The organism is Tenacibaculum xiamenense, from assembly GCF_964513065.1.
Taxonomy (GTDB): domain Bacteria; phylum Bacteroidota; class Bacteroidia; order Flavobacteriales; family Flavobacteriaceae; genus Polaribacter; species Polaribacter xiamenense.
In genome coordinates this window covers 144687-168316 of sequence record NZ_CAZEQU010000014.1, presented here as the reverse complement: position 1 = coordinate 168316, position 23630 = coordinate 144687, and the positions used below count along the sequence as shown (strand labels likewise).

Here is a 23630-nt window from a genome sequence, read left to right as displayed (position 1 = left end):
GTAAAGTTTGGTAAACGGTAAAAGTAGTATAGAGTGTTCTTTATATATTAAATATATATTCTGGCTTTAGAAATATGTTTCGAATATAAAATATGATGCTGTCTTGTGGGGATAAGAAGTTGTATAACATTATATTAAGGGGATAAATTGTTAATAATGTGAAGTTACAAAAAAAAATGTTAAATCCTAAAAATTGATCAAAAATCCGCGCGATCGTTATTAAATTTAGAATAATTATGAATACTTTTTAAATTTCACATATAAAAAAAACTTCTCGGATTCCGAGAAGCTTTTTACTATATAGAATATATTCTTATTTACTTAAATACATCTTACGACGAGAGTATAAATCATAAAACTGATCATCTCTTAAACTCTCGATAAACAAAATACTCTCACCAGTACTCTTCATTTCTGGTCCAAGTTTTTTGTTTACGTTAGGGAATTTATTGAAAGAGAATACAGGTTGTTTGATTGCAAAACCATCTAATTGAGGGTTGAAATCAAAATCTGTAACCTTCTTATCCCCTAACATCACTTTTGTTGCATAATTTACATAAGGCTCTTTATAAGCTTTTGCAATAAACGGAACTGTTCTAGATGCCCTTGGGTTTGCTTCAATGATATATACTTTATCATCTTTAATAGCGAACTGAATGTTGATCAATCCAACTGTATCTAGAGCTAAAGCAATTGTTTTAGTATATTCTCTGATTTGCTCTAATACTAACTCACCTAAGTTAAACGCAGGTAAGGTTGCATTTGAATCTCCAGAGTGAATACCACATGGCTCAATATGCTCCATGATACCGATAATATAAACATTCTCTCCATCACATATAGCATCTGCCTCTGCTTCTATTGCACCTTCCAAATAATGATCTAATAATAACTTATTGTTCGGTATTTTTCTTAATAAATCAACAACGTGCTCTAATAACTCCTCTTTGTTGATGACAATCTTCATTCCTTGACCTCCTAATACATATGAAGGACGTACTAAGATTGGAAAATCTAATTCATCCGCTAAAGCTAAAGCCTCATCTGCCGTTTCAGCAACACCAAATCTTGGATAAGGAATGTTATTATCTTTTAATAAGGTAGAGAAACTACCTCTATCTTCTGCTAAATCTAACGCTTTAAAGCTAGTTCCGATAATTGGAATTCCATAACGATCTAACTTTTCTGCTAATTTAAGCGCTGTTTGTCCTCCTAACTGAACGATTACACCTTCAGGTTTTTCGTGCTTAATGATATCGTAGATATGCTCCCAGAAAACAGGTTCGAAGTATAATTTATCAGCAGTATCAAAATCAGTTGAAACTGTTTCAGGGTTACAGTTAATCATAATCGTTTCATATCCACATTCCGCAGCTGCAAGAACACCATGAACACAACAATAATCGAACTCAATTCCCTGACCAATTCTGTTGGGTCCAGAACCTAATACAATGATTTTCTTCTTATCAGAAACAACACTTTCATTTGCATGCATTTTTGTTCCTTCAGCAGTTTCAATTTCGTTTTCGAAAGTTGAATAATAATAAGGAGTTTTCGCTGTAAATTCCGCAGCACAAGTATCTACTAACTTATATACACGATTTACGTTAAGTTCCTCACGTTTTTTATAAACTTCACTTTCTAAACAACCTAACATATGAGCTATCTGACGATCTCCATATCCTTTTTGCTTAGCTTCTAAAAGTAAATCTCTTTCTAAAGTTTCAATTGTAAAAGTTGAAATCTCTTTTTCTAATTCGAAAAGCTCTTCATATTGCTTCAAGAACCACATATCGATTCTTGTTATTTCGTGTATTTTACTTAGAGGCATTCCTATTTGAATCGCATCATAAATAGCAAATACTCTATCCCAAGAAGCAAACTTTAGTTTTTCTTTAATTTGACTATAATCTTTATATCCTTTTCCGTCGGCTCCAATACCATTACGTTTGATTTCTAAAGATTGAGTAGCTTTGTGCAATGCTTCTTGGAAAGAACGTCCAATTCCCATTACCTCTCCTACTGCTTTCATTTGTAGTCCTAAAGTTCTATCAGAACCTTCAAACTTATCAAAATTCCAACGAGGAATTTTTACAATTACATAATCCAATGTTGGCTCAAATAAAGCCGAAGTAGATTTTGTAATCTGATTATCTAATTCATCTAAAGTATATCCAGTAGCTAACTTAGCTGCAATCTTTGCAATTGGATATCCAGTAGCTTTTGAAGCTAATGCCGATGAACGTGAAACCCTTGGGTTAATCTCAATAGCAATAATATCTTCATTTTCGTCTGGAGAAACAGCGAACTGTACGTTACATCCACCTGCGAATTCACCGATTGAACGCATCATTTTGATGGCCATATCACGCATTTTCTGATACGTCTTATCAGAAAGTGTCATTGCTGGTGCAACTGTAATAGAATCTCCTGTATGGATTCCCATTGGATCCATATTTTCGATAGAACAGATAATTACTACGTTATCATTATCATCACGTAATAATTCTAACTCAAACTCCTTCCATCCCATCATTGCTTTATCGATCATTACCTCATGAATAGGAGATATTTCTAAACCTCTCGATAATGCTTTTTCAAACTCAGCTTCATCATATACAATTGAAGCTCCAGCTCCTCCTAAGGTAAATGACGCTCTAATACATAATGGAAAACCAAACTCTTGAGCAATTTCTTTTCCTTTTAAAAATGAAGTAGCTGTTGCTTGAGGTGCCATTGGCACTCCTATTTCCTCCATTAATAAACGGAACTTATCACGGTCTTCCGTAATATTAATTGCATCAATGTCAACTCCAATAATCTCAACTCCAAAGTCTTCCCAAATACCTTTTTCATCGGCTTCGATACAAAGGTTTAATGCGGTTTGTCCTCCCATTGTTGGTAAAACAGCATCAATTTGTGGGTGCTCCTTTAAAATTTGAACAATTGATTTTGTATTTAATGGTAAAAGATATACATGATCGGCCATTGACGGGTCTGTCATAATGGTCGCTGGGTTAGAATTGATCAAAATAGTTTCAATTCCATCTTCACGTAACGATCTCAATGCTTGTGATCCTGAATAATCAAATTCACATGCTTGACCGATTACTATAGGTCCTGATCCAATAATTAAAATCGATTTAAGGTCTTGTCTTTTAGGCATTACTTATTGATTGTGTTGTTATGTGTAAAAATAAAATTCGTTTGGGTATAAAAAAAGGTGTTACTAATAAAAAGTAACACCTCTATATTAATGATATAAATATCATTATTTCTTAGGTCTTGCTTCTGATGAAACAGTCAATCTCTTTCTTCCTTTCGCTCTTCTTCTAGCTAATACTTTGCGCCCATTAGCAGAAGCCATTCTCTCTCTGAAACCGTGTTTGTTTCTTCTCTTACGTTTTGATGGTTGATACGTTCTTTTACTCATTACAATATATCTTAAATATCTTCTTTAATTAATTTTGCTTTTGTGAAATTCCGTCTGCTAAAAGCGTGGGCAAATATACAACAGTTTTTTAGTCTAGCAAATCCTAATTCCTTTTTTTTTGAAAAAATTCATCTTTGAGAAAAATTCATCTTTTTGAACATTTTTTTTGCCGTGTTTGGTAGAGTTCTTACTTTTGCGCAAACCTAACAATACCATGAATAACACAAAATACGTTTTTGTAACTGGAGGCGTAACTTCATCCCTTGGAAAAGGAATTATAGCTGCTTCGTTAGCTAAATTAGTGCAAGAAAGAGGATACTCGGTAACTATTCAAAAATTAGACCCATATATTAACATTGACCCTGGAACTTTAAATCCATATGAACATGGGGAATGTTATGTAACTGACGATGGTGCGGAAACTGATTTAGATTTAGGTCACTACGAGCGTTTTTTAAATATTCCAACTTCTCAAGCGAACAATGTAACTACAGGTAGAATATATCAATCTGTAATTAATAAAGAACGTAAAGGAGAGTTTTTAGGAAAAACTGTTCAGGTTATTCCTCATATCACAGACGAAATTAAGAATCGTATTCAAATTTTAGGAAATACAGGTGAATACGACATCGTTATTACTGAAATCGGTGGAACTATCGGCGACATTGAATCATTACCTTATGTTGAAGCTGTAAGACAATTACAATGGGAACTCGGAGAAGAGAATGCAATTGTTATTCATTTAACTTTGGTTCCTTATTTAGCTGCTGCTGGTGAGTTAAAAACAAAGCCTACACAGCACTCTGTAAAAATGCTAATGCAAAGTGGAGTTAGTCCTAATATATTAGTATGTCGTTCAGAATATGAAATTAATGACACCATCAAACGTAAATTAGCTTTATTCTGTAATGTAAAACAGCAAGACGTTATACAATCGTTGGATGCTGAAACTATTTATGATGTACCTAATTTAATGTTCCAAGAAGGATTGGATTATGTTGTTTTAGAGAAACTTCGTTTATCAACCAGAAAACAACCAAAATTAAAAGCTTGGAACAAATTTATAGAGAAACATAAAAACCCTACCTCTACTATTGAAGTTGGATTAGTAGGTAAGTATGTAGAATTACACGACTCTTACAAATCAATTACTGAAGCATTTATTCATGCTGGCGCTGCGAATAAAACCAAAGTAAACGTACGTTGGATACATTCAGAGGAATTAACTCCAGAGAATGCAGCAGGAATGCTTGAAGGTTTAGATGGTGTTTTAGTTGCTCCTGGTTTTGGAGATAGAGGTATTGAAGGTAAAATAGCTGCTGTACAATATGTACGTGAAAACAACATTCCTTTCTTAGGTATTTGTTTAGGTATGCAAATGGCTGTAATTGAATTTGCTCGTAATGTTCTTGGTTTGAAAGACGCCAATTCTATTGAAATGAATAACGAAACTTCAAGTCCAGTGATCAACCTTATGGAAGAGCAAAAAGACGTTACTGAAAAAGGTGGTACCATGCGTTTAGGTGCTTGGAACTGTCAATTGACTCAGGACTCAAAAGCTTATGACATTTATAAAGATGAATTAATCAGCGAACGTCATAGACATCGTTATGAATTTAATAATGTATATAAAGAGCAAATAGAAGCTGCGGGAATGAAGGCAACAGGTACAAATCCTAAAACAGGACTCGTAGAAATTGTTGAAATACCTACACATCCTTGGTTTGTTGGAGTGCAATACCACCCAGAATACAAGAGTACGGTATTAAACCCTCATCCACTTTTTGTAGACTTTATTAAAGCTGCTTTAAAGCAATCGAAAAAATAAATTTCAAAATCCTGTAAGTAAAATTGCAGGATTTTTTCGTTTTTGGAATAGCCTTTGCGCTACTATAGAAACGAAAATTAATCGCAACAAAACTGACTAAATTGTTGGCAGTTTTACTACCTTTGTCGGGTTTTTCGAACGAGAAGGAAAACACAAACTGACAGGTTGACATTTATAAAACATATCAATGGAACAAAAAAAATTTGATTTAAATTCCTTTATTGGAATGCTTTTATTAGGAGGAATCCTTTTGTGGTGGATGAATACTCAAAAGCCAGAGGAAACTCCTGAAACTTCTACAGAAACTCAAACAGAACAAGTTACAAACCCTACTTCAATTACATCTAAAGTAGCTGATGCAACTTTCGAAAACGACTCTTTAAAGCAAGTTGCTTTTCAAAATAAACTAGGTGCTTTTGCTTACAGTGGTTTAACTGGAAAAGAAGGTAGTACGGTTATCGAAAATGATTTACTAAAACTTACTGTAAACAATAAAGGGGGACAAATTATTGAAGCTCTTTTAAAGAATTATAAAACTCACGACTCGTTACCTCTTTACTTAATTAAAGATAATAACGCTTCGTTCAATATTAACTTTGGTACTTCAGATAATCGTATTTTAAATACCAACGACTTATTATTTGCACCAACGTTGACTAAAAATGGAGATACGCAAGTACTTTCTATGAAGTTGAAAGTTGCTGAAGATAAATTCTTAGAATATCGCTATGAAATGAAACCTAACGATTATAGAGTTGGTTTCGCTGTAAGATCTCAGGGATTAGGAAATGTAATCAATGCTTCTCAACAAATTAATTTAGATTGGAAATTAAATGCTTATAGACAAGAAAAAAGTTTAAAGACTGAAAATACCATGTACTCTTGGTATTACTATAAAGCTGATAATGAAGTAGATTATTTACGTCCTGGTAACTCAGAAGTTTTAAATGATGTAAACTGGGTATCATACAAGCAACATTTCTTCTCTTCTATTTTAACAAGTGACACTCCTTTCAACAATGCGACCTTAACTTCTACAGATTTAGCTACCGATGATGAGAAAGAGCATACTTTTACCAAATCTTATGAGTTAAAAACTCCTTTAGCTTTATCTAATGGAGAGTTTAATTATAATATGGAGTGGTTTTACGGACCAACAGATTATAACTTATTAAAAACATTTAAAGGAACAGATTTAGATCAAACTGCTGATTTAGGTTGGGGAATTTTTGGAACCTTAAACCGTTACGTATTTTATCCTGTATTCAATGTTTTAAAAGGTTTTGTTGGTAACTACGGGCTTATCATTATTTTAATGACTATTGTTGTTAGAATCTTGTTATCTCCAGTATTATACAAATCATATTTGTCAAGTGCTAAAATGAAGGTGATTCGTCCAGAAATGGAGGAAATCAACAAGAAATATCCTGGAAATGAAAACGCTATGAAGCGCCAGCAAGAAATTATGGCTGTTCAGCGAAAAGCTGGAGTTAGTATGATGTCAGGATGTATTCCGGCTTTATTACAAATGCCTGTTTTCTTTGCCTTATTCAAATTCTTCCCAACAAATATTGATTTTAGACAGAAGAGTTTCTTATGGGCTAATGATTTATCGTCGTATGATATCATTTTCAAATTACCTTTTGAAATTCCTTTCTATGGTGATCATGTAAGTTTATTCCCTATTTTGGCTTCTGTTGCTATTTTCTTCTATATGAAAATGAACCAAAGTCAACAAGCGAATATGCAAGCTCCTCCACAAGAAGGAATGCCTGATATGAGTAAAATGATGAAGTGGATGATTTACTTCTCTCCTATTATGATGTTATTCTTCTTTAATAACTATGCAAGTGGATTGAGTTTATATTATTTTATTTCAAACTTACTTACCATTGCAATTATGTTCGTTATTAAGAACTTTGTAATTGATGAAGCTAAGATTCACGCTCAAATTGAGGAAAACAAAAAGAAGCCTGTTAAAAAGAGTAAATTCCGCGAACGCTTAGATGCAGCGATGAAGCAAGCTCAAGAACAACAAGCTGCTCAACAGAAATCTAAGAAAAAATAAAACGATTAAATCGTTATAAAATATAAACCATCTAAGCTCTCGTTTAGATGGTTTTTTATTTCTTTAAAATCTATTTAAAATTAAATGACTAATAATTTTGTATCGAAAAGTGTTTCTTTTTATTGTATGCAGTTATCGATACATTTTTCACTTCATTTTCATCGTTATTCCAATATATTTATTCTCCATATATCGGAACACCCTTAATCATTATAGATAGTCTCAAAAAGGAAAAGCCACCTAAACAATGTTAGACGGCTTCCATTCTGCTAATATTAAAAAAATCTATTGATTTAAATAATCGAGTGATAATTGATACATCGTTTTTACTCCTAAAATCAATCCGCTTTCATCAATCATGAAATCTGGAGTATGATGTGGATAAGGATTTTTATCATCCTTTGCTTTTCCTCCAAGGAAAAAATAAAATCCAGGCACTTCTTTTTGAAAGAAGGAAAAGTCTTCAGCACCTGTTATTGCTTTCGTTAAAATTACATTTTCCATACCAGCTACCTTTTGCAAGGTTGGTAACGCCATTTGCGTCAAATCAACATCGTTATAGGTAATTGGATATCCTTTTTCTATAGCTATGGTGGCTTCAGCTCTATAAGCCTTTGCTATCGTAGGCACCATTTCTTTCATACGATCATTAATTTGCTTTTGCATTTTATAATCCAATGTTCTAATCGTACCGATCATAGTAGCTGATTCTGGAATAATATTCGAACGTACACCAGAATCTATTTTCCCTACCGTTATAACAGCTCCTTCATTGGTTAAATCCGCTTCACGACTAATGATGGTTTGTAAACCATCGATTATTTTGGCTGAAGCCACTATAGGATCAACTCCAGACCAAGGTCGTGAACCATGCGATTGTTTCCCTTTTACATTAATTTTATAACTCTGAGAAGCCGCCATAATACCTCTAGGTTTGTATAGAATTCTACCTACATCAAGTCCAGAAGAGATGTGCAAACCAAAAATAGCATCAACATCAGGGTTCTTTAAAACTCCTTCTTTCACCATCAACTCCGCTCCTCCTTCTTCTCCTTCGGGCGCTCCTTCTTCAGCAGGTTGAAAGATGAATTTTACCGTACCGTTTATTTTATCTTTATGTTTTGAAAGTAATTCTGCCACTCCCATTAAAATAGCGGTATGTGTATCATGTCCACAAGCGTGCATTACACCAACTTCTTTTCCTAAGTATTCAGAAGTAATAGTAGATTTAAACTCTAAATCATTTCGTTCTCTCACAGGTAAAGCATCAATATCGGCTCTAAGGGCTACTACTTTTGTACCTGTTGGTCCTTTTAAAACACCCACAACACCCGTTTTTGCCACATTTTCTTGTGTTTCAATACCAAGTGATTTCAAATGTTTTGCTATGACTTTTGCTGTGTTAAACTCTCTATTCGACAATTCTGGGTTCTGATGAAAATGCCTACGCCATTTAATTACTTTTGCTTCAATATCCTTCAATTCTGAAGATGATAAGTCTTGAGAGAAACAAAATGAGGTCATTCCAAAACCTACTAGTGCCAATAAAAAAAGTTTCATATAATAGTTTAATTTAATGTTTTCGTTTGATGAGTAGGAGAATCACTTAAAGACCGACAAGTACGAACTTAAGTCTAAAAGATTTTTGTTTGTAAAAATGTTATTATCCCCCAAAAGACATCTAATCTTTCATCAAAAGTGCAGTCAAAAGATTAACAACAGCTAACCAATTGATAGCTAGTAAATTTACCATTTTTTTTTTAATTATCAATGGAAGAATATTTTTCTATGTGAAAAACGCTGAATTTACAAGCTTTGTTTGAAGTTTACTTCTTAAAAATGCCTACAAGAATGATTTCTATAAAATCGTAATAACTTAAAAAATGTATCGATAATGCTATTATAAAGGAATAATGAATACTAAAGTTTTTTGATTAATGCTAGATTAACCAAATACTTACTTAAAAGTAAATCAGATGTTAACAAAAGATTTCTCACTAGCGTTCGAAATGACGAACTGTTAGTTTTCATTCTATTTTTTATATAATCTATTAGGATTTTTCTTTTATCCAATTGACTGTTAAATCCAGAAACTCTAACAATTGGGGTGAAGGTCCTTCAAAAGGATGCCTTGTATTTAAGGTATGCGTGGCTTTTTCAATTAGACTTAATTCTGAATTCAATGTTTTCCATAAAAATTGATTCACTCCGTGCTCATAAGGTATTGCTTCGTCTTCTTTTCCATGGATATAGTAAAAAGGTGTTTTAATTTCATTTAAAACAGCCTGTACGTTCCAATTTTTACTTGCATTCAAAACTTCACTTAAAAACTCGCTTCCTTGTGGTAATTCTTGTTTCGTTCTATTATTCTTTTTGTGGAGAACTTTGTTTGTTTTCCATTGCTCTATAACCTCTTGGGACCAAATATCTAACTTTTTTACAGTTGCTAATAAAATAGCTCCCGAAACTGGTATGTTGTGCTTTTCTAATTCCGAAATACCAAAGGTTGTAGGTATGCCTCCTAAACTATGCGCTAAATGAAATATTTTTGTTTTTGGGTATTTTGATGCTATTGCCTTGTGAACTTCTATAAAATCCAGCCTTTCTAGGCGCATACAGTTCTTTTCATAATTCTCTAAATCGTCAAATCTATCGGCATCTCCAATCACACCTCCGTGGCTAAAATTATAACTAAACGATGAAATACCATTTTTCAATAAGGTTTCTTGAATAAATGGAAACATTCCATAATTATAAAAACCGTTATGTCCATTGGTAATAATAACCATTGTATTATTTTCTTGACTTAATTTAAGAACACCTTCTATTTCCCCATGTTCAAAGTTAAATGTTAACTTCATCGATTGTTGTTTTTTTAATGTTTGCACTAAGTCATAGTTGTAATATTTAGGTGATTCCAACTTATTTAGGTATCTCTTTATACTTAAAAAACAAGTTAAAAGATGAGAAGCTGAAACAAGTTTAGATTGACTAATACGACTCTTTATGCTTTACGAATAATTATATTTTTTTATAAAAGTAATTGAATACGAAATATTAGCAAAGAACACTTTAAAACAATCGAGTTTTAAAGACTCTAAAAACATCAAAATCGGTTCATTTTTATTGCTTTTTTTATATAATCTTATAATTACGTTAAAAAACTAAAACACATTTAAAAAAGCGCTATTTTCGGGCGCGAAAACCAACAACCATCTTCGGAGTAGCTTATAATTGACTTTTGAAGATACATTTAAAAACTTTAACTACTAATTGCCTGAAAATGAAATTTTCAACCAAACCTGCATTAGCGCTATTTCTTGTGCTATTTTCTTTTCAATGTATTAATGCCCAAATAGATGCAAACTCGCTTTTTGCTTTACCAAGAGCTACTAATACAGAAATTTTAAGTATAACTGCGCCTAACCCTGGAAGTTTAGTGTATAATACTGATGATAACGGCATTTATAAATTTAACGGTACCAATTGGTCTGCCATAGATGATACCGCAAAACTAAAGTCTGTTATATTAAACAGAAATGGAGGTTATAATATTCCTAATTCTACGAATACCTACTACAATTTCCCTATTAATAATGGCCATGTTCAGTATATCGATAATGATATATTCCAAGTTGTTTCCAATGGAACTATTAGAATTTTAAAAACAGGTATTTATATGATTTCAGCCGAATTATCAACCTCAAATATGCCAGCTGGAAATACAAAATATATCATCGCAGCTTTTAGAAATAATAACTTGATTGCATATTTAAACAGAGGCTCGGTTTCATTAACCAATCAAGATTGGTGGGGAAGTACAGGAGTTGTAATGTACAATCTCAATGCTAACGATCTAATTTCATTACGATATGTTTTAAATGCTGGTCAAACGCTTCATGGGCGATTAATGAATATTGGTATTACCAAAATGAATTAATAAGGTTATTGCATAAAAAACTACCTTAAATTTTACATTAAGGTAGCTTCTTATTTATTATTGTTTCACTTACTCTTACTAGCCACACGAAAGGGTTCTCAAAGTAGCACTAATCTTTATTACTCATTCTTAATGATATTAGGAGGTTCTGATAAATAAAACTTTCCGCTTATGGTATCTATTTTATAGATTTCTTTTAAACAAACCCTCAAATTCTTTTCATGAAAAAACTTATTTATCTCAAATTCGTTTTCCTTTGAAATCTTAAAATTAATGCTTTTTCCGCTATCGAAATGATCAAATTTACCTATGACTAAGCGAGATACTATTTTATTATCTTTTACCGAAGCAATATATGTCTTATTTGAAACCTTTGAATCTGTTACAAGGAAAAACAAAAAATCTATTTCATTCGAATAATTAGACCAAAAAAGCCCATGAAATTCATTACTAAAAGTATTATTAGTATAAAAACACTCATTAGGGATTCCATCGCATAAATTTTTACTAACAAAAATAGAATCAAATAGTTTAGATTCAACATCATGATTTCGTATACCTCTTTTCTTTAAACTTGCATATTCAACCTCTTCTAGACCTTGAAGTATACTATTCTTTCTTTAAGATTAATTTTACTATCCTCCTTATTAATGCATGAAGTACAAATTATTAAAAATAATATTATAAAATATCTTACCATTAGTTCATATTTAATCTAATCTCTGTTACTCTAAACGCCAAACCGCTTTTCTCTTGTTAACATTTGAAATGGCAATCGACTTTTAAACTATATTATAATTCTCAGATATAATTGCAAAAGATATGATTTTAAAATAAAAACGACCTTACAAACTAATGTAAAGTAGTTTTTATATTTATTGCTATTTGGCTTACTTTTACTCGCCACTAGTTACAAACTAGCGGTGCATTTATTATTTTATTCTTGGTAATCTATCGTTGCTGGAGAATCACGATAAAACTCATACAACTTCTTTCCCATTTTATACTTATTGTATTTACCTAAGTTAACATCTGAGTTTTCAGGGTTTTTCTTCGAATAAAAAACTTTTACTTCTTTACCAATACAACATTTTGTTCCGTCATCGCATACAAAAGTACTAACTCTCCTTTCATTAACATACTTCTTATTAGCAACGTAGAAATAGTACTTAATGTAAAACTTACCACCGACATAATGGCCATCAAATATCTTTCCCTTAGTAACAACACCATTGTCTATCAAATCATTACTAGTAGATATGGAATGATACACTATAAAAACTAATAAACATAGCGCAGCAGTCACTCCTAGTATTCTATCTAATTTTTCTATTATTGATTCCATTTGAATCTGATTAATATTAAAAATACTATTAACATTAAAATCTAATACTGAGCAACTTATTTATAATTTATTAAAATGTTACAGCTATTCGTCATCAAATAAGGTAGGTTATTCATGATAATAAACTATTTAAAATACTCAGAACAGAGCGGCTATTATTATATATTGTTGTTATTTATAATCAATACTTATTTCGATACCTTAATTTTACTCTTCCCATAAAACCAGATATATCCATAACAAAGGATTACTAATACAAAGGCTAATTTAAATCCAATGTTATCAGTTAATAATCCATATAAAGGAGGAATAATAGCTCCACCAACAATCATAGTACATAAAACACCGGAAGCTTGAGGTTTTAAATCATCCAAACCATCAATTGCCAGTGTAAAAATAGTTGGGAACATAATAGAGTTAAACAAACCTACGGCTAAGATGGTCCACATAGCAACAAAACCTGAAGTGTTCATTGATATTAAAATCAAAGCAAGAGCACCAATAGCAAAGCTCATTAGTACTTTTGCTGGAGCGATAACTTTCGTTAAATAAGCCCCAATAAATCTTCCAATCATGGCTCCTGACCAATAAAAAGTTACGAAGGCTCCTACTATTGCTTTATTATCAACGGTTCCAAGATCAGCATTCAATAGGGTTTCTGAAATTCCTTTCATGAAAGCGCTATTTTTTATAGCTTCAAATAAATTCATATCCATAAAATAGTTCACCAAGTAACTTCCTATAGATACCTCAGCTCCCACATAGACAAAAATTCCGATAGCTCCCATCATGAGTGATTTATTAGAAAGTAATTTTGCATACCCTCCATTTGGAACTTTTTCTAATAATTTTGGAAGCTTTACAAAAACAAATATTAGTGCTAATACAATTATAAAGCCTGCAATACCAATAAAAGGAGTTTGTACAGCTTCTGCTTCTGCTAATAAATATTGTTCTTTTGCTGTTTCCGATAACGCAGCAATTTCATCTTTAGACTTGACCTTATCACTTAAAATTAACATAGCTCCAATGGCAGGTGCTATAGCTGTTCCTAAAGAATTAAAAGCTTGTGATAGATTTAAACGGCTACTTGCACCTTCTTCCGAACCTAAAACTGCAACATAAGGATTGGCCGCTACTTGAAGGATCGTAATTCCGCCTGCCAAAACAAAATATGCCAACATAAAAATTCCAAAAACACGATAGGACGCGGCCGGATAAAACAATAAACACCCAACTGCCATTGTAGATAATCCCAAAATAATTCCTTTTTTATAACCAATTCTCGCTAAAATGTACCCTGCAGGAATTGATAACAAAAAATACGCTCCAAAAAAGGCAAACTGAACCAAACCTGCTTGAAAATATGAAAGCGTAAATAGTTCTCGTATTCTAGGTATTAAAGAATCTACTAAAACAGTTATGAATCCCCAAAGAAAAAATAAGGAGGTTAAAAAGATAAATGCCTTTGTATAGGATTTGTTGGTTGATGTAGTCATAGTTATTTAGCGTTATTGTTTTCTATTTAGAATAAAATCTGATTTAATGTTTTTGTTTTCTTTGTTTTTATAAATATTGTAGCTGAACCATTCGTGAATTGAATACGCCCCTGTTTCACCTTTTTTATTTACCGCAATATAACCAACTTGAAAGTTTTTATAGTCACTATTTGGCTTATTTACAATTCTAGCAATTGCTTCTTCACAAGCTTCTTGAGGAGATTTCCCTTGTCTCATTAATTCTACAATCAAAAAACTCCCCACAGTTTTTAATACCTCTTCTCCCAAACCTGTTGCCGCAGCTCCTCCAATTTCGTTATCTACAAAAAGTCCTCCTCCAATAATCGGAGAATCACCAACCCTTCCAGCCATTTTGTAAGCTAGTCCACTTGTAGTACATGCTCCAGAAATATCACCATTATTATCAATAGCAAGCATTCCAATAGTATCGTGATTTTCTATATTAATAATTGGTTTATATTCTGATTTTTCTTTCCATTTCTCCCAAGCCTTTCTAGAAGATTCAGTTAATAAATCTTCTTTTTCAAACCCTTGTGATACAGCAAACTGCTCCGCTCCTTCTCCAACAAGCATCACATGAGGAGTATCTTCCATAACTTTTCTCGCTACAGAAATCACATGTTTAATATTTTTCACACACAATACAGCTCCATAATTCCCTTTCTCATCCATAATACACGCATCCAAAGTAACATTTCCATCTCTATCGGGTAATCCTCCTTTTCCAACAGATTGTCCTTCTTCATTCGCCTCTTCTATCCGACAACCTTCTTCCACTGCTTCCAAAGCTGAACCTCCTCTTTCCAAAATTTTAGCAGCTGTTTCAACTGCCAATGGCGTGTTCCAAGTTGCAATAACTAATGGTTTGACTATTGTCGAAGTTCCATTCTGTTTATTTTGAGTTTTATCTGACTCTTGCTCTGTTTTGCAAGCTAATATGGATGAAGCAGCAAAAACTCCTAATCCAGATACTGATGCCTTTTGTAAAAACTTCCTTCTCTTCATTTGTCTGTATTGTAGTTGTTATTTTGTAGTTACTTTACTTTATCTGTATTTCATCGACAAACAACCATGATTTCCCATCATGTTCGTATCCTAAATGCCATTTTGGTAACGTTCCTAATTTTTTCGCTATCACTTTAACATATCTAAATTCTTGAGAAGGTTGTTTGAAATAAACATTCTTAATACTAACTACTTCAGTAGGGGTTGTATTTTCGATTTGCTTCTTGCTTTCTATAGACTTATACTCTTTACCATCTTTTGAAACAAAACATTCTACTGAAGAAGGGAGAAATATCCATGAACGTTGATCTTCCAAAAAGTTTACTTCCACCATATTCACTTTCTTCTGTCTTCCTAAATCAACAACCGCAATCAGATCAGTATCGAAATATCCTTGCCAAGTACCTGTTCTAAAATCATTAGCTCCAAGAATACCGTCAATTAAAGCATTATCGCCTCCTGCGTTATATTGGTTGGCATATTTCGTTTGTAAATCGATTTTTAAATTTGGATCAATCTTATACAATTCTGTAGTAATGATGGAGCTTTTACTCCCATTCTTTTCCGCATAAACCTTTAAGACTCCTTTTTCCTTTATTTCTATTGGTTGATGATATTCAGTAAAATCCTCTTGGTTTAAGGAATAAAATAGCTTTGCATCTTTATCAACACTTGCCAATGTTAGTGCTGTTTTGCCTTTAAAGGCAATATCCCCTTCCGCAATAAATGGTGCTGCAACAATCGGATGTTCTTTTATTTCGGTAACGGGCTCTTGCCCTTCTTTTGTTCCCCATTCTGAAGGAGAGCTGGTCATGTAAAACTCCAAGGTTCCTCCGCTTACAACTTCGCTATGATTTATAAAAGTTCTTTCCAAAGACTTACCATTTAAAATCACTTTAGAAATATATTTATTCTCTTCAGACAAATCATGAGCAACCATAGTAAATTTCTTTCCATTTTCTAGGTTGATAGTCGCTTTATTAAACAATGGACTCCCAATAATATACTGACTAGATGCCGGTGTAACTGGATAAAATCCTAAACTGCTAAATATATACCAAGCACTCATTTGTCCACAATCTTCATTTCCAGAAATACCATCAGGAGTATTGGTATATTGTTCCGTTAGAATTTGACGAATTCGCTCTTGCGTTTTTGAAGGTTTATTCACAAAATTATACAGATAAGCCATGTGATGACTTGGTTCATTTCCATGCGCATATTGACCGATCAATCCGGTTATATCCACCTGATGACGACCAGAAGTATTATCATCTGCACTAAACAACTTGTCTAAGTTTTCTTCTAACTGCTGCTTCCCTCCTAATAATTTCATAAACCCAGAAACATCCTGTGGTACATAAAAACTATACTGCCAAGAATTGGCTTCCGTATAATTAAAGTTTACTTCATATGGATCAAAAGGTTTGAACCAAGTATTTCTAAATCGTCCACGCATAAACTGACTCTTTGGGTCAAAAACATTCTTATAAAACTGGGCTCTTTCGGTAAAGGTTTTGACATCCTCTTGCCTCCCTAACGCCTTCGCCATTTGAGCAATGGTCCAATCGTCATAAGCATACTCTAACGTTTTTGAAACCGACTCTGATTCTTTTTCTACTGGAATAAAACCATATTTTTTATACGCTTCCAAACCTAATTTATCTTGAATTGCCGAATGCTTCATCGCTTCAAAAGCTTTTTCAACGTTATAACCTTGAATTCCTTTTAAATATGCATCGGCTATAACTGGTACTGCATGATACCCAATCATACATCCTGTATAACAACCCGATAAATCCCAAATTGGCATAATACCTCCTTCGTCATACTTTGCCAAAAACGTATTGATAAAATCATTTGTTCGCTCTTGCTCAATAATTGTATACAATGGGTGTGCAGCTCTGTACGTATCCCATAAAGAGAATACGGTATAGTAATTAAACTTTTTTGTTTCATGAATTTTCAAATCCATTCCCCTATACCTCCCATCAACATCTTGATACAAATTAGGAGCAATCATAGCATGATACATAGAGGTATAAAAATTTACTTTATAAGCTTCATTAGTATCTTCTACTATAATTTTTTCAAGCTGGTTTTCCCAAGTATCTCGTACTATTTTCTTTACCTCTGCGAATGTTTTACTCCCTATCTCAGTTTCTAAATTTTTCTTTGCTCCTTCAACATCCACTGCCGAAATTCCTACTTTAACAAAGACAGGTTCATTTTTCGGGTTTATAAACTCAAAAGCAATCTTGGAGGCTTTTTCATTATTGTTATAAAAGGGTTTTGCTATTTTGTGAGAAAACTTGATGTAATAAAATAACTTTTGATTTGTAGCCCAAGCTTTTGAATGTCTATAACCACTTATGGTATACTTATCATGTTGTTCAAAATTAAAATCTAAAACCTCATCACGATGCTCTAAATCTAAAATAACAATCTGATTTTCTTTTTTTGGAAATTGATACTTATGTACCCCACTTCTCTTTGACACGGTCAACTCAACATCAATATTGGTATCCTCTAAATAAACCTTATAAAATCCAGGTTCAGCAGCTTCTTTTTTATGAGAAAACTTAGATTTATACCCATCCTTTCCATCTACTCCATTATTAAAAACAACTTTGTTCGTAGGCATTAATAAAATATCTCCATAATCAGAAACACCAGTACCACTCAAATGGGTATGCGTAAACCCATAAATTTCGGAATCAGAATAATGATACCCAGAACACCCATCCCATCCATCTAATCTTGTATCAGGAGATAATTGCATCATACCAAATGGCATTGATGCTCCTGGATAGGTATGACCATGCCCTCCTGTACCAATAAATGGATTTACATACGAAATCAAAGATCTATCTTTTTTTGCTTCAAAATTTGCTGAACTTCGACTATTACAATTCGTTAGTAGAATTATCGTAACAAATAAGCTGAAATTTTTGAATTTCATATTAATAGATTGTTATTTTAGTACCAAATATAATAGAAAATGAAAACTACTTACTACCTAGGATTATTTTTTATGCTGTTATTTATTAACTGTCATGAAAATATCCCAAAGCCGATTTACCCGGCAATTATTCCCGCCCCTGCGTCCCAAACTGTAAAAAATGGTTTATTTTCTCTCGATAACAACGTTTCTTTAAAAGTAGATGATCGCTTTAAAGAAGTTGGTAATTATTTGAAAAAGTACGTTTCAAAAAACTTTAATATTTCCTTTACGGAAGCCAACGATAAGCAAATTGTTTTCAACTATAATAATCAAATTGAAAATGAAGAGGGGTATACTTTAAATGTAACCCAAACAATGATTACTATTGAGGCGAAATCTGCAAGAGGAGCCTTTTATGCTGTGCAATCATTAATTCAATTAATGCCTTTAGAAACGAAAGCTTCTCAAGTATCTATTCAATGTGTTGAAATCGCGGATGCTCCTCAATTCAGATACCGAGGAATGCATTTAGATGTTGGAAGACATTTTTTCCCTGTTGATTTTATCAAAGAATACATTGATATGATTGCATTGCTTAAAATGAATACCTTTCATTGGCACTTAACTGAAGATCAAGGATGGCGTATTGAAATTAAAAAATATCCAAAACTTCAAGAAATTTCAGCTTTTAGAGATGGAACTTTAATAGGTCATTATAGCGACAAACCTGAACGATATGATAATAAGCGATATGGTGGTTACTATACTCAAGAAGAAGTTAAAGAAGTTGTTGCTTACGCTACTGAAAGACAAGTTACCATTATTCCTGAAATAGAAATGCCTGGGCACTCTCAAGCGGTTTTAGCTGCATATCCAGAATTTGGATGTACTGGTAATAAGGTGGAAGTTGTTAAAAAATGGGGAGTATTTGAAGATATTTACTGTCCAAAAGAAGAGACTTTTAAATTTTTAGAAGACGTAATTGATGAAGTTGTCGAACTTTTCCCTTCGAAATACATTCATATCGGTGGAGATGAGGCTCCAAAGAAACAATGGAAAGAATCTAAATTCTGCCAAGACTTTATTAAGAAAAATGGATTAAAAGACGAGCACGAGTTACAGAGTTATTTTATTCAAAGAATGGAAAAGTACATTAACTCTAAAGGAAGACAAATTATTGGTTGGGATGAAATCTTGGAAGGTGGATTGGCTCCTAACGCTACAGTAATGTCATGGAGAGGAACAAAAGGAGCTATTGAAGCTGCAAAAGAACATCATGATGTTATTTTAACACCTGGTTCTCATTGTTACTTCGACCACTATCAATCTAAAAACAAAAGTGAACCTTTAGCTATTGGAGGATTCTTACCTCTTGAAAAAGTATACAGTTTTAACCCGATTCCTGAAGAGTTAACTGAAGAAGAGGCTAAATATGTTCTTGGAGCACAAGGAAATATTTGGACTGAGTACATTCCAACTACAGAACAACTTGAGTATATGGCTTACCCAAGAATGATGGCTTTGAGCGAAGTGGTTTGGTCGAAATCTGAGAACAAAAACTTCGATGATTTTAAACAAAGACTTTTACATTTTATGAAACGCCTAGATCATTTAGACGTCAATTATGCCAATCATTTATTTGAATTAAGTGGACACATTGAAACACAAAATGATCAGACTACATATACCCTAAAAAGTGAGACTGAAGGTAAATCTATTCGTTATACGACTGATGGAACGGATCCAACTATTTCTTCTACACTATATAAAAAACCAATTGTTATCGAAAAAGATACACAGTTAAAAGCAGCTAGTTTTGACGAAAAAGGTAGAGTCAGCAATATACTTGACCAACAAATCTATAAACATAAAGCTATTGGTAAAAAGTTAAGCTTGAGTGCGCTTCCTAATGAAAAATTCAACGCCGGAGGTAAAATCACATTAAACAATGGTATCCTTGGAAGTGATAAACGTCACCGCGATCAAGAGTGGTTAGGTTTTAGAGAAGACACACTTAAATTAACTTATGATCTTGAAAAAGTAACTGATATTAGTTCTATTAGTGCACGTTTTCACAATGGGCAATATCAATGGATTTACGCTCCTAACGAGATTTGGGTTTCATTCGATGATGGAAAACCTGAAAAGGTTGAAGTTCCGAATTCTAAAGAGTGGGTTGTAAACTTTAAAACTACTTTCAATGGTATAAAAGCTCAAAAAATAACCATTTCTATTCCTAACTATGGTATTATTAAACCAGGAAAACGTGGTGCAGGAAATTTATCTTGGTTATTTTTAGACGAAATTATTATAAATTAAATATGCTTCTAGAAATTTGTGCCAATTCTTATCAATCAGCTATAAACGCTCAAAATGCTGGTGCAAATCGAATAGAATTATGTAGTGAGTTAAGCCTTGGTGGTATTACTCCCTCATATGGACTTATAAAACAGGTTATTGAAAATATTTCAATACCTGTTTTTATTTTAATTAGACCTCGAAGTGGTAACTTTATATATACAGATACTGAATTCGAAATAATTAAAAAAGATATTGAATTTTGCAAAAAGGTTGGCTGTTCAGGTATTGTTACAGGAGTTTTATCTGAAAATGGAAATATTGACATCAAAAGAACAAAAGCTCTATTTGAATTGGCTAAACCTCTTGATTTCACTTTTCACAGAGCGTTTGACTGTGTAGCAAATCCTGAAGATTCTATAAAAGCATTAAAAGAAATTGGTGTTAAACGTATTTTAAGTTCAGGATTAAAGCCTACTGCAATTGAAGGAATCGAATTGTTAATAAAACTAAAAGAAATTGGTGGGAAAAATTTGAACATTATGCCAGGTAGCGGTGTCAACCATTCTAACATTTCAATTTTTAAAAAAAAGGGATTTACTGAAATACACACATCTGCATCAAAAGTTATTCAACAAAAATCTTTCTTTCCTGAATTCGAAACAATTCCGCAAACAGTTTCTGATCCAGAAACAATAAAATCATTGATAAAACAACTTAACAATGCGTAATGTTCTTTTACTTTTTTCATTCTTTATTGCTTTAAGTTGTAAACAAAAACAAAACCTGCCCTATATCGTAAACCTCAACAAAAATTGGTCTTTTAAAGGAACCGATACTTTAGATTGGCAAAAAGCTACGGTTCCAGGGAATATTTTTACCGATTTGAAAAACAATAACAATATTCCTGATCCATTTATTCTTTCAAACGAAAAAAAAGTACAATGGGTATCGTCAAAAGATTGGGAATACAAAACTTCATTTGAGCTTTCAGAAGATATTTTAAAAAAACAACACGTTATATTAAACTTTGCTGGTCTCGACACCTACGCTTCTATCTTTTTGAATGATCAACTCATTGGTTCAACGAACAACGCATTTCGAAATTATTCTTTTTCTATAAAGGAAATTATTAAAGCTAAAAACAACTTAACAATCGTATTTGACGCTCCTGAAAAAAGAGAAAAAGAGCTCAAAGAAGCAATTAATTATACCTTACCAGAAGGAAATCGTGTTTTCACTCGTAAAGCTCAATTTCAATACGGATGGGATTGGGGACCTAAGTTGAACACTTGCGGAATTTGGAAAAACATCAGCATCAAGGCTTGGGATGAGCTCCTATTTGAAGATGTATTTCTTCAACAAAATTCAATTACCAAGAATTCAGCAAGTCTTACCGCAAAAATCACGATTCAAAGTACAATTGAAACTTCTGCCAACATTCAATATTCAATTAATGGTATCTCAAAAAAAGTTTCTATTGAATTAAAAAAAGGAAAACACCTATATGAGATTCCAATAACTATTAACAATCCGAAACTTTGGTGGACGCATAACTTAGGAACTCCATACTTATACAACTTTGACTTTACCTTGAAATCTGCAGGAACTGTTTATGACAAAAAAACACTTAAAAAAGGTATTCGAAATATAAAGCTAATCACCCAAAAAGACGCTATAGGAACTTCATTTTACTTTGAACTCAACGGCAAACCCATTTATGCCAAAGGAGCCAATTATATTCCTCAAAATAGCTTTCAAAATAAAGTTAAACTAAGTGACTATGATAATTTGTTGACCGATGTTGTAGATTCAAACATGAATATGCTTCGTATTTGGGGTGGTGGTATTTATGAAAATGATTCTTTCTATGATTTATGTGATGAAAAGGGAATTTTAATTTGGCAGGATTTTATGTTTGCTTGCGCCATGTATCCAGGAGATAAAGCGTTTTTTGAGAATGTGAAAACCGAGGCTATACAGCAAGTCAAACGATTAAGAAATCATACCTCAATTGCTCTTTGGTGTGGAAACAATGAAAGCTCAGAAGGATGGCATCGATGGGGATGGCAGATGAACAAATCAGAAGAAGAAAAAGAACTCATCTGGTCGCATTACCAAAACTTATTTAAGGACTTACTTCCTTCAATAGTTAGCCAAAACAGTGATAAAACTTCTTATTGGGAAAGTTCTCCAAAGTATGGTAGAGGAAATCCTAAATATGAATTCGAAGGTGATGCCCATGATTGGTGGGTTTGGCACGATGCTGCTCCTTTCGAACATTTTGAGGAAAAAGTACCTAGGTTTATGAGTGAATTTGGATTTCAATCTTTTCCAAGCTATGACGTTGTAAATATGATCAATCAAAATAAAAGCTTGAATCTGGAATCAGAATCCATCAAAAATCATCAAAAACATTCCAGAGGATTCCAATTGATTAGAGAATATATGATGAGAGACTATATTGTCTCTAATAACTCTGAAGACTATATTTATATAAGTCAATTGGTGCAGGCAAAAGGAATTACCATGGGAATAGAAGCTCATAGGCGTGCTAAACCCAAAAACATGGGAACCTTGTATTGGCAATTAAACGACTGTTGGCCTTCTATTTCCTGGTCTAGCATTGATTATTTAGGGAATTGGAAAGCGCTCCAATATAAAGCGAAAAAAGCGTTTAAAAACCAATTAATTTCTTCTAAAATTGAGGATAATCATCTTCAAATTTATATTGTAAATGATGGCTTTAATACGATAAAAGACACACTTAATATCCAAATAATGGATCTTTCTGGTAATATTAGTTCAACTTTTAAAAAAGAAGCCAACATTTCCTCTAATAGCAGTGAAGTATATAAACAAATATCATTGAAAAATATAGATAGAACATCAAACGTTGTATTCGTCAATTTCAACAAAGAATCTCGAATCATTTATTTAACTAAACCCAAAAATCTAAAGTTGAAAAAAGCTCCTATTACAACATCTATAAAAAAGACTGAGAATGGTTTTTCTGTTTGTTTGAAAAGCGTAACACTTCAAAAAGATGTATTCCTGCATACAACTGAAAAGGGAAGATTTACCGACAACTTTTTTGACCTTTTACCAAACACTGAAACAACCGTTAAATTCATAACAAATGCCAATAATATTGGCGATTTGAAAATAAAAAATCTCAACTCAATTAATTAAACTTTTATTTAACAAAGCTTTAACAGAAAAGAATTAAACCTATAGAGAACTTCGCAG

General features: G+C 32.7%; 14 protein-coding genes. 6 read left to right on the top strand and 8 right to left on the bottom strand.

Annotated elements, in window-relative coordinates; translation table 11 throughout:
* Positions 1 to 313 precede the first annotated feature (313 nt).
* Together carB and rpmH are read right to left on the bottom strand one after the other, a co-directional pair.
* On the bottom strand, positions 314 to 3166 hold the full coding sequence (gene carB, locus ACKTTV_RS05950; RefSeq protein WP_408029906.1) for a carbamoyl-phosphate synthase large subunit: 2853 nt from the start codon (positions 3164 to 3166) through the stop codon (positions 314 to 316).
* A gap of 105 nt (positions 3167 to 3271) precedes the next feature.
* On the bottom strand, positions 3272 to 3433 hold the full coding sequence (gene rpmH, locus ACKTTV_RS05945; RefSeq protein WP_408029905.1) for a 50S ribosomal protein L34: 162 nt from the start codon (positions 3431 to 3433) through the stop codon (positions 3272 to 3274).
* 214 nt (positions 3434 to 3647) lie between these two features.
* Between rpmH and ACKTTV_RS05940 the strand changes: the two genes are divergently transcribed.
* On the top strand, positions 3648 to 5261 hold the full coding sequence (locus ACKTTV_RS05940) for a CTP synthase (RefSeq protein WP_408029904.1): 1614 nt from the start codon (positions 3648 to 3650) through the stop codon (positions 5259 to 5261).
* Positions 5262 to 5448: 187 nt separating this feature from the next.
* Positions 5449 to 7329 carry a membrane protein insertase YidC gene (gene yidC, locus ACKTTV_RS05935; RefSeq protein ID WP_408029903.1) on the top strand — a complete coding sequence of 627 codons (1881 nt, stop codon included), beginning with the start codon at positions 5449 to 5451 and terminating at the stop codon, positions 7327 to 7329.
* Positions 7330 to 7614: 285 nt separating this feature from the next.
* Here the strand turns inward: yidC and ACKTTV_RS05930 are convergent, their stop codons facing one another.
* On the bottom strand, positions 7615 to 8889 hold the full coding sequence (locus tag ACKTTV_RS05930) for an amidohydrolase (RefSeq protein WP_408029902.1): 1275 nt from the start codon (positions 8887 to 8889) through the stop codon (positions 7615 to 7617).
* Between the two features lie 491 nt (positions 8890 to 9380).
* Positions 9381 to 10190, bottom strand: a complete 810-nt coding sequence (locus ACKTTV_RS05925; RefSeq protein ID WP_408029901.1) for a hypothetical protein — start codon at positions 10188 to 10190, stop codon at positions 9381 to 9383.
* Between the two features lie 422 nt (positions 10191 to 10612).
* Here ACKTTV_RS05925 and ACKTTV_RS05920 point away from each other — a divergent pair, with 422 nt between their 5' ends.
* On the top strand, positions 10613 to 11269 hold the full coding sequence (locus ACKTTV_RS05920) for a hypothetical protein (protein ID WP_408029900.1): 657 nt from the start codon (positions 10613 to 10615) through the stop codon (positions 11267 to 11269).
* A gap of 937 nt (positions 11270 to 12206) precedes the next feature.
* Here the strand turns inward: ACKTTV_RS05920 and ACKTTV_RS05915 are convergent.
* The 4 genes from ACKTTV_RS05915 to ACKTTV_RS05900 all read right to left on the bottom strand — a co-directional run bounded on the left by ACKTTV_RS05915 (position 12207) and on the right by ACKTTV_RS05900 (position 18101).
* Complete coding sequence (locus ACKTTV_RS05915; RefSeq protein ID WP_408029899.1) at positions 12207 to 12614, bottom strand: hypothetical protein; 408 nt, start codon at positions 12612 to 12614, stop codon at positions 12207 to 12209.
* A gap of 188 nt (positions 12615 to 12802) precedes the next feature.
* Positions 12803 to 14113 (bottom strand): sugar MFS transporter, encoded by a 1311-nt coding sequence (locus ACKTTV_RS05910; protein ID WP_408029898.1) that lies wholly within the window; start codon positions 14111 to 14113, stop codon positions 12803 to 12805.
* 12 nt (positions 14114 to 14125) lie between these two features.
* A complete protein-coding gene (locus ACKTTV_RS05905) occupies positions 14126 to 15139 on the bottom strand; it encodes an isoaspartyl peptidase/L-asparaginase family protein (protein WP_408029897.1) in 1014 nt (337 codons plus the stop codon).
* Between the two features lie 34 nt (positions 15140 to 15173).
* Complete coding sequence (locus ACKTTV_RS05900) at positions 15174 to 18101, bottom strand: GH92 family glycosyl hydrolase (protein WP_408029896.1); 2928 nt, start codon at positions 18099 to 18101, stop codon at positions 15174 to 15176.
* A 39-nt stretch (positions 18102 to 18140) separates the two neighbouring features.
* Here ACKTTV_RS05900 and ACKTTV_RS05895 point away from each other — a divergent pair, with 39 nt between their 5' ends.
* The 3 genes from ACKTTV_RS05895 to ACKTTV_RS05885 are packed head-to-tail and all read left to right on the top strand — an operon-like array spanning position 18141 to position 23573.
* A complete protein-coding gene (locus ACKTTV_RS05895; RefSeq protein WP_408029895.1) occupies positions 18141 to 20402 on the top strand; it encodes a beta-N-acetylhexosaminidase in 2262 nt (753 codons plus the stop codon).
* A 2-nt stretch (positions 20403 to 20404) separates the two neighbouring features.
* The gene (locus ACKTTV_RS05890) at positions 20405 to 21112 is read left to right on the top strand and encodes a copper homeostasis protein CutC (protein WP_408029894.1); all 708 of its coding nucleotides are present in this window, start codon (positions 20405 to 20407) and stop codon (positions 21110 to 21112) included.
* Complete coding sequence (locus ACKTTV_RS05885; protein ID WP_408029893.1) at positions 21105 to 23573, top strand: beta-mannosidase; 2469 nt, start codon at positions 21105 to 21107, stop codon at positions 23571 to 23573. Before ACKTTV_RS05890 ends, ACKTTV_RS05885 begins: the two co-directional genes overlap by 8 nt.
* Positions 23574 to 23630 lie beyond the last annotated feature (57 nt).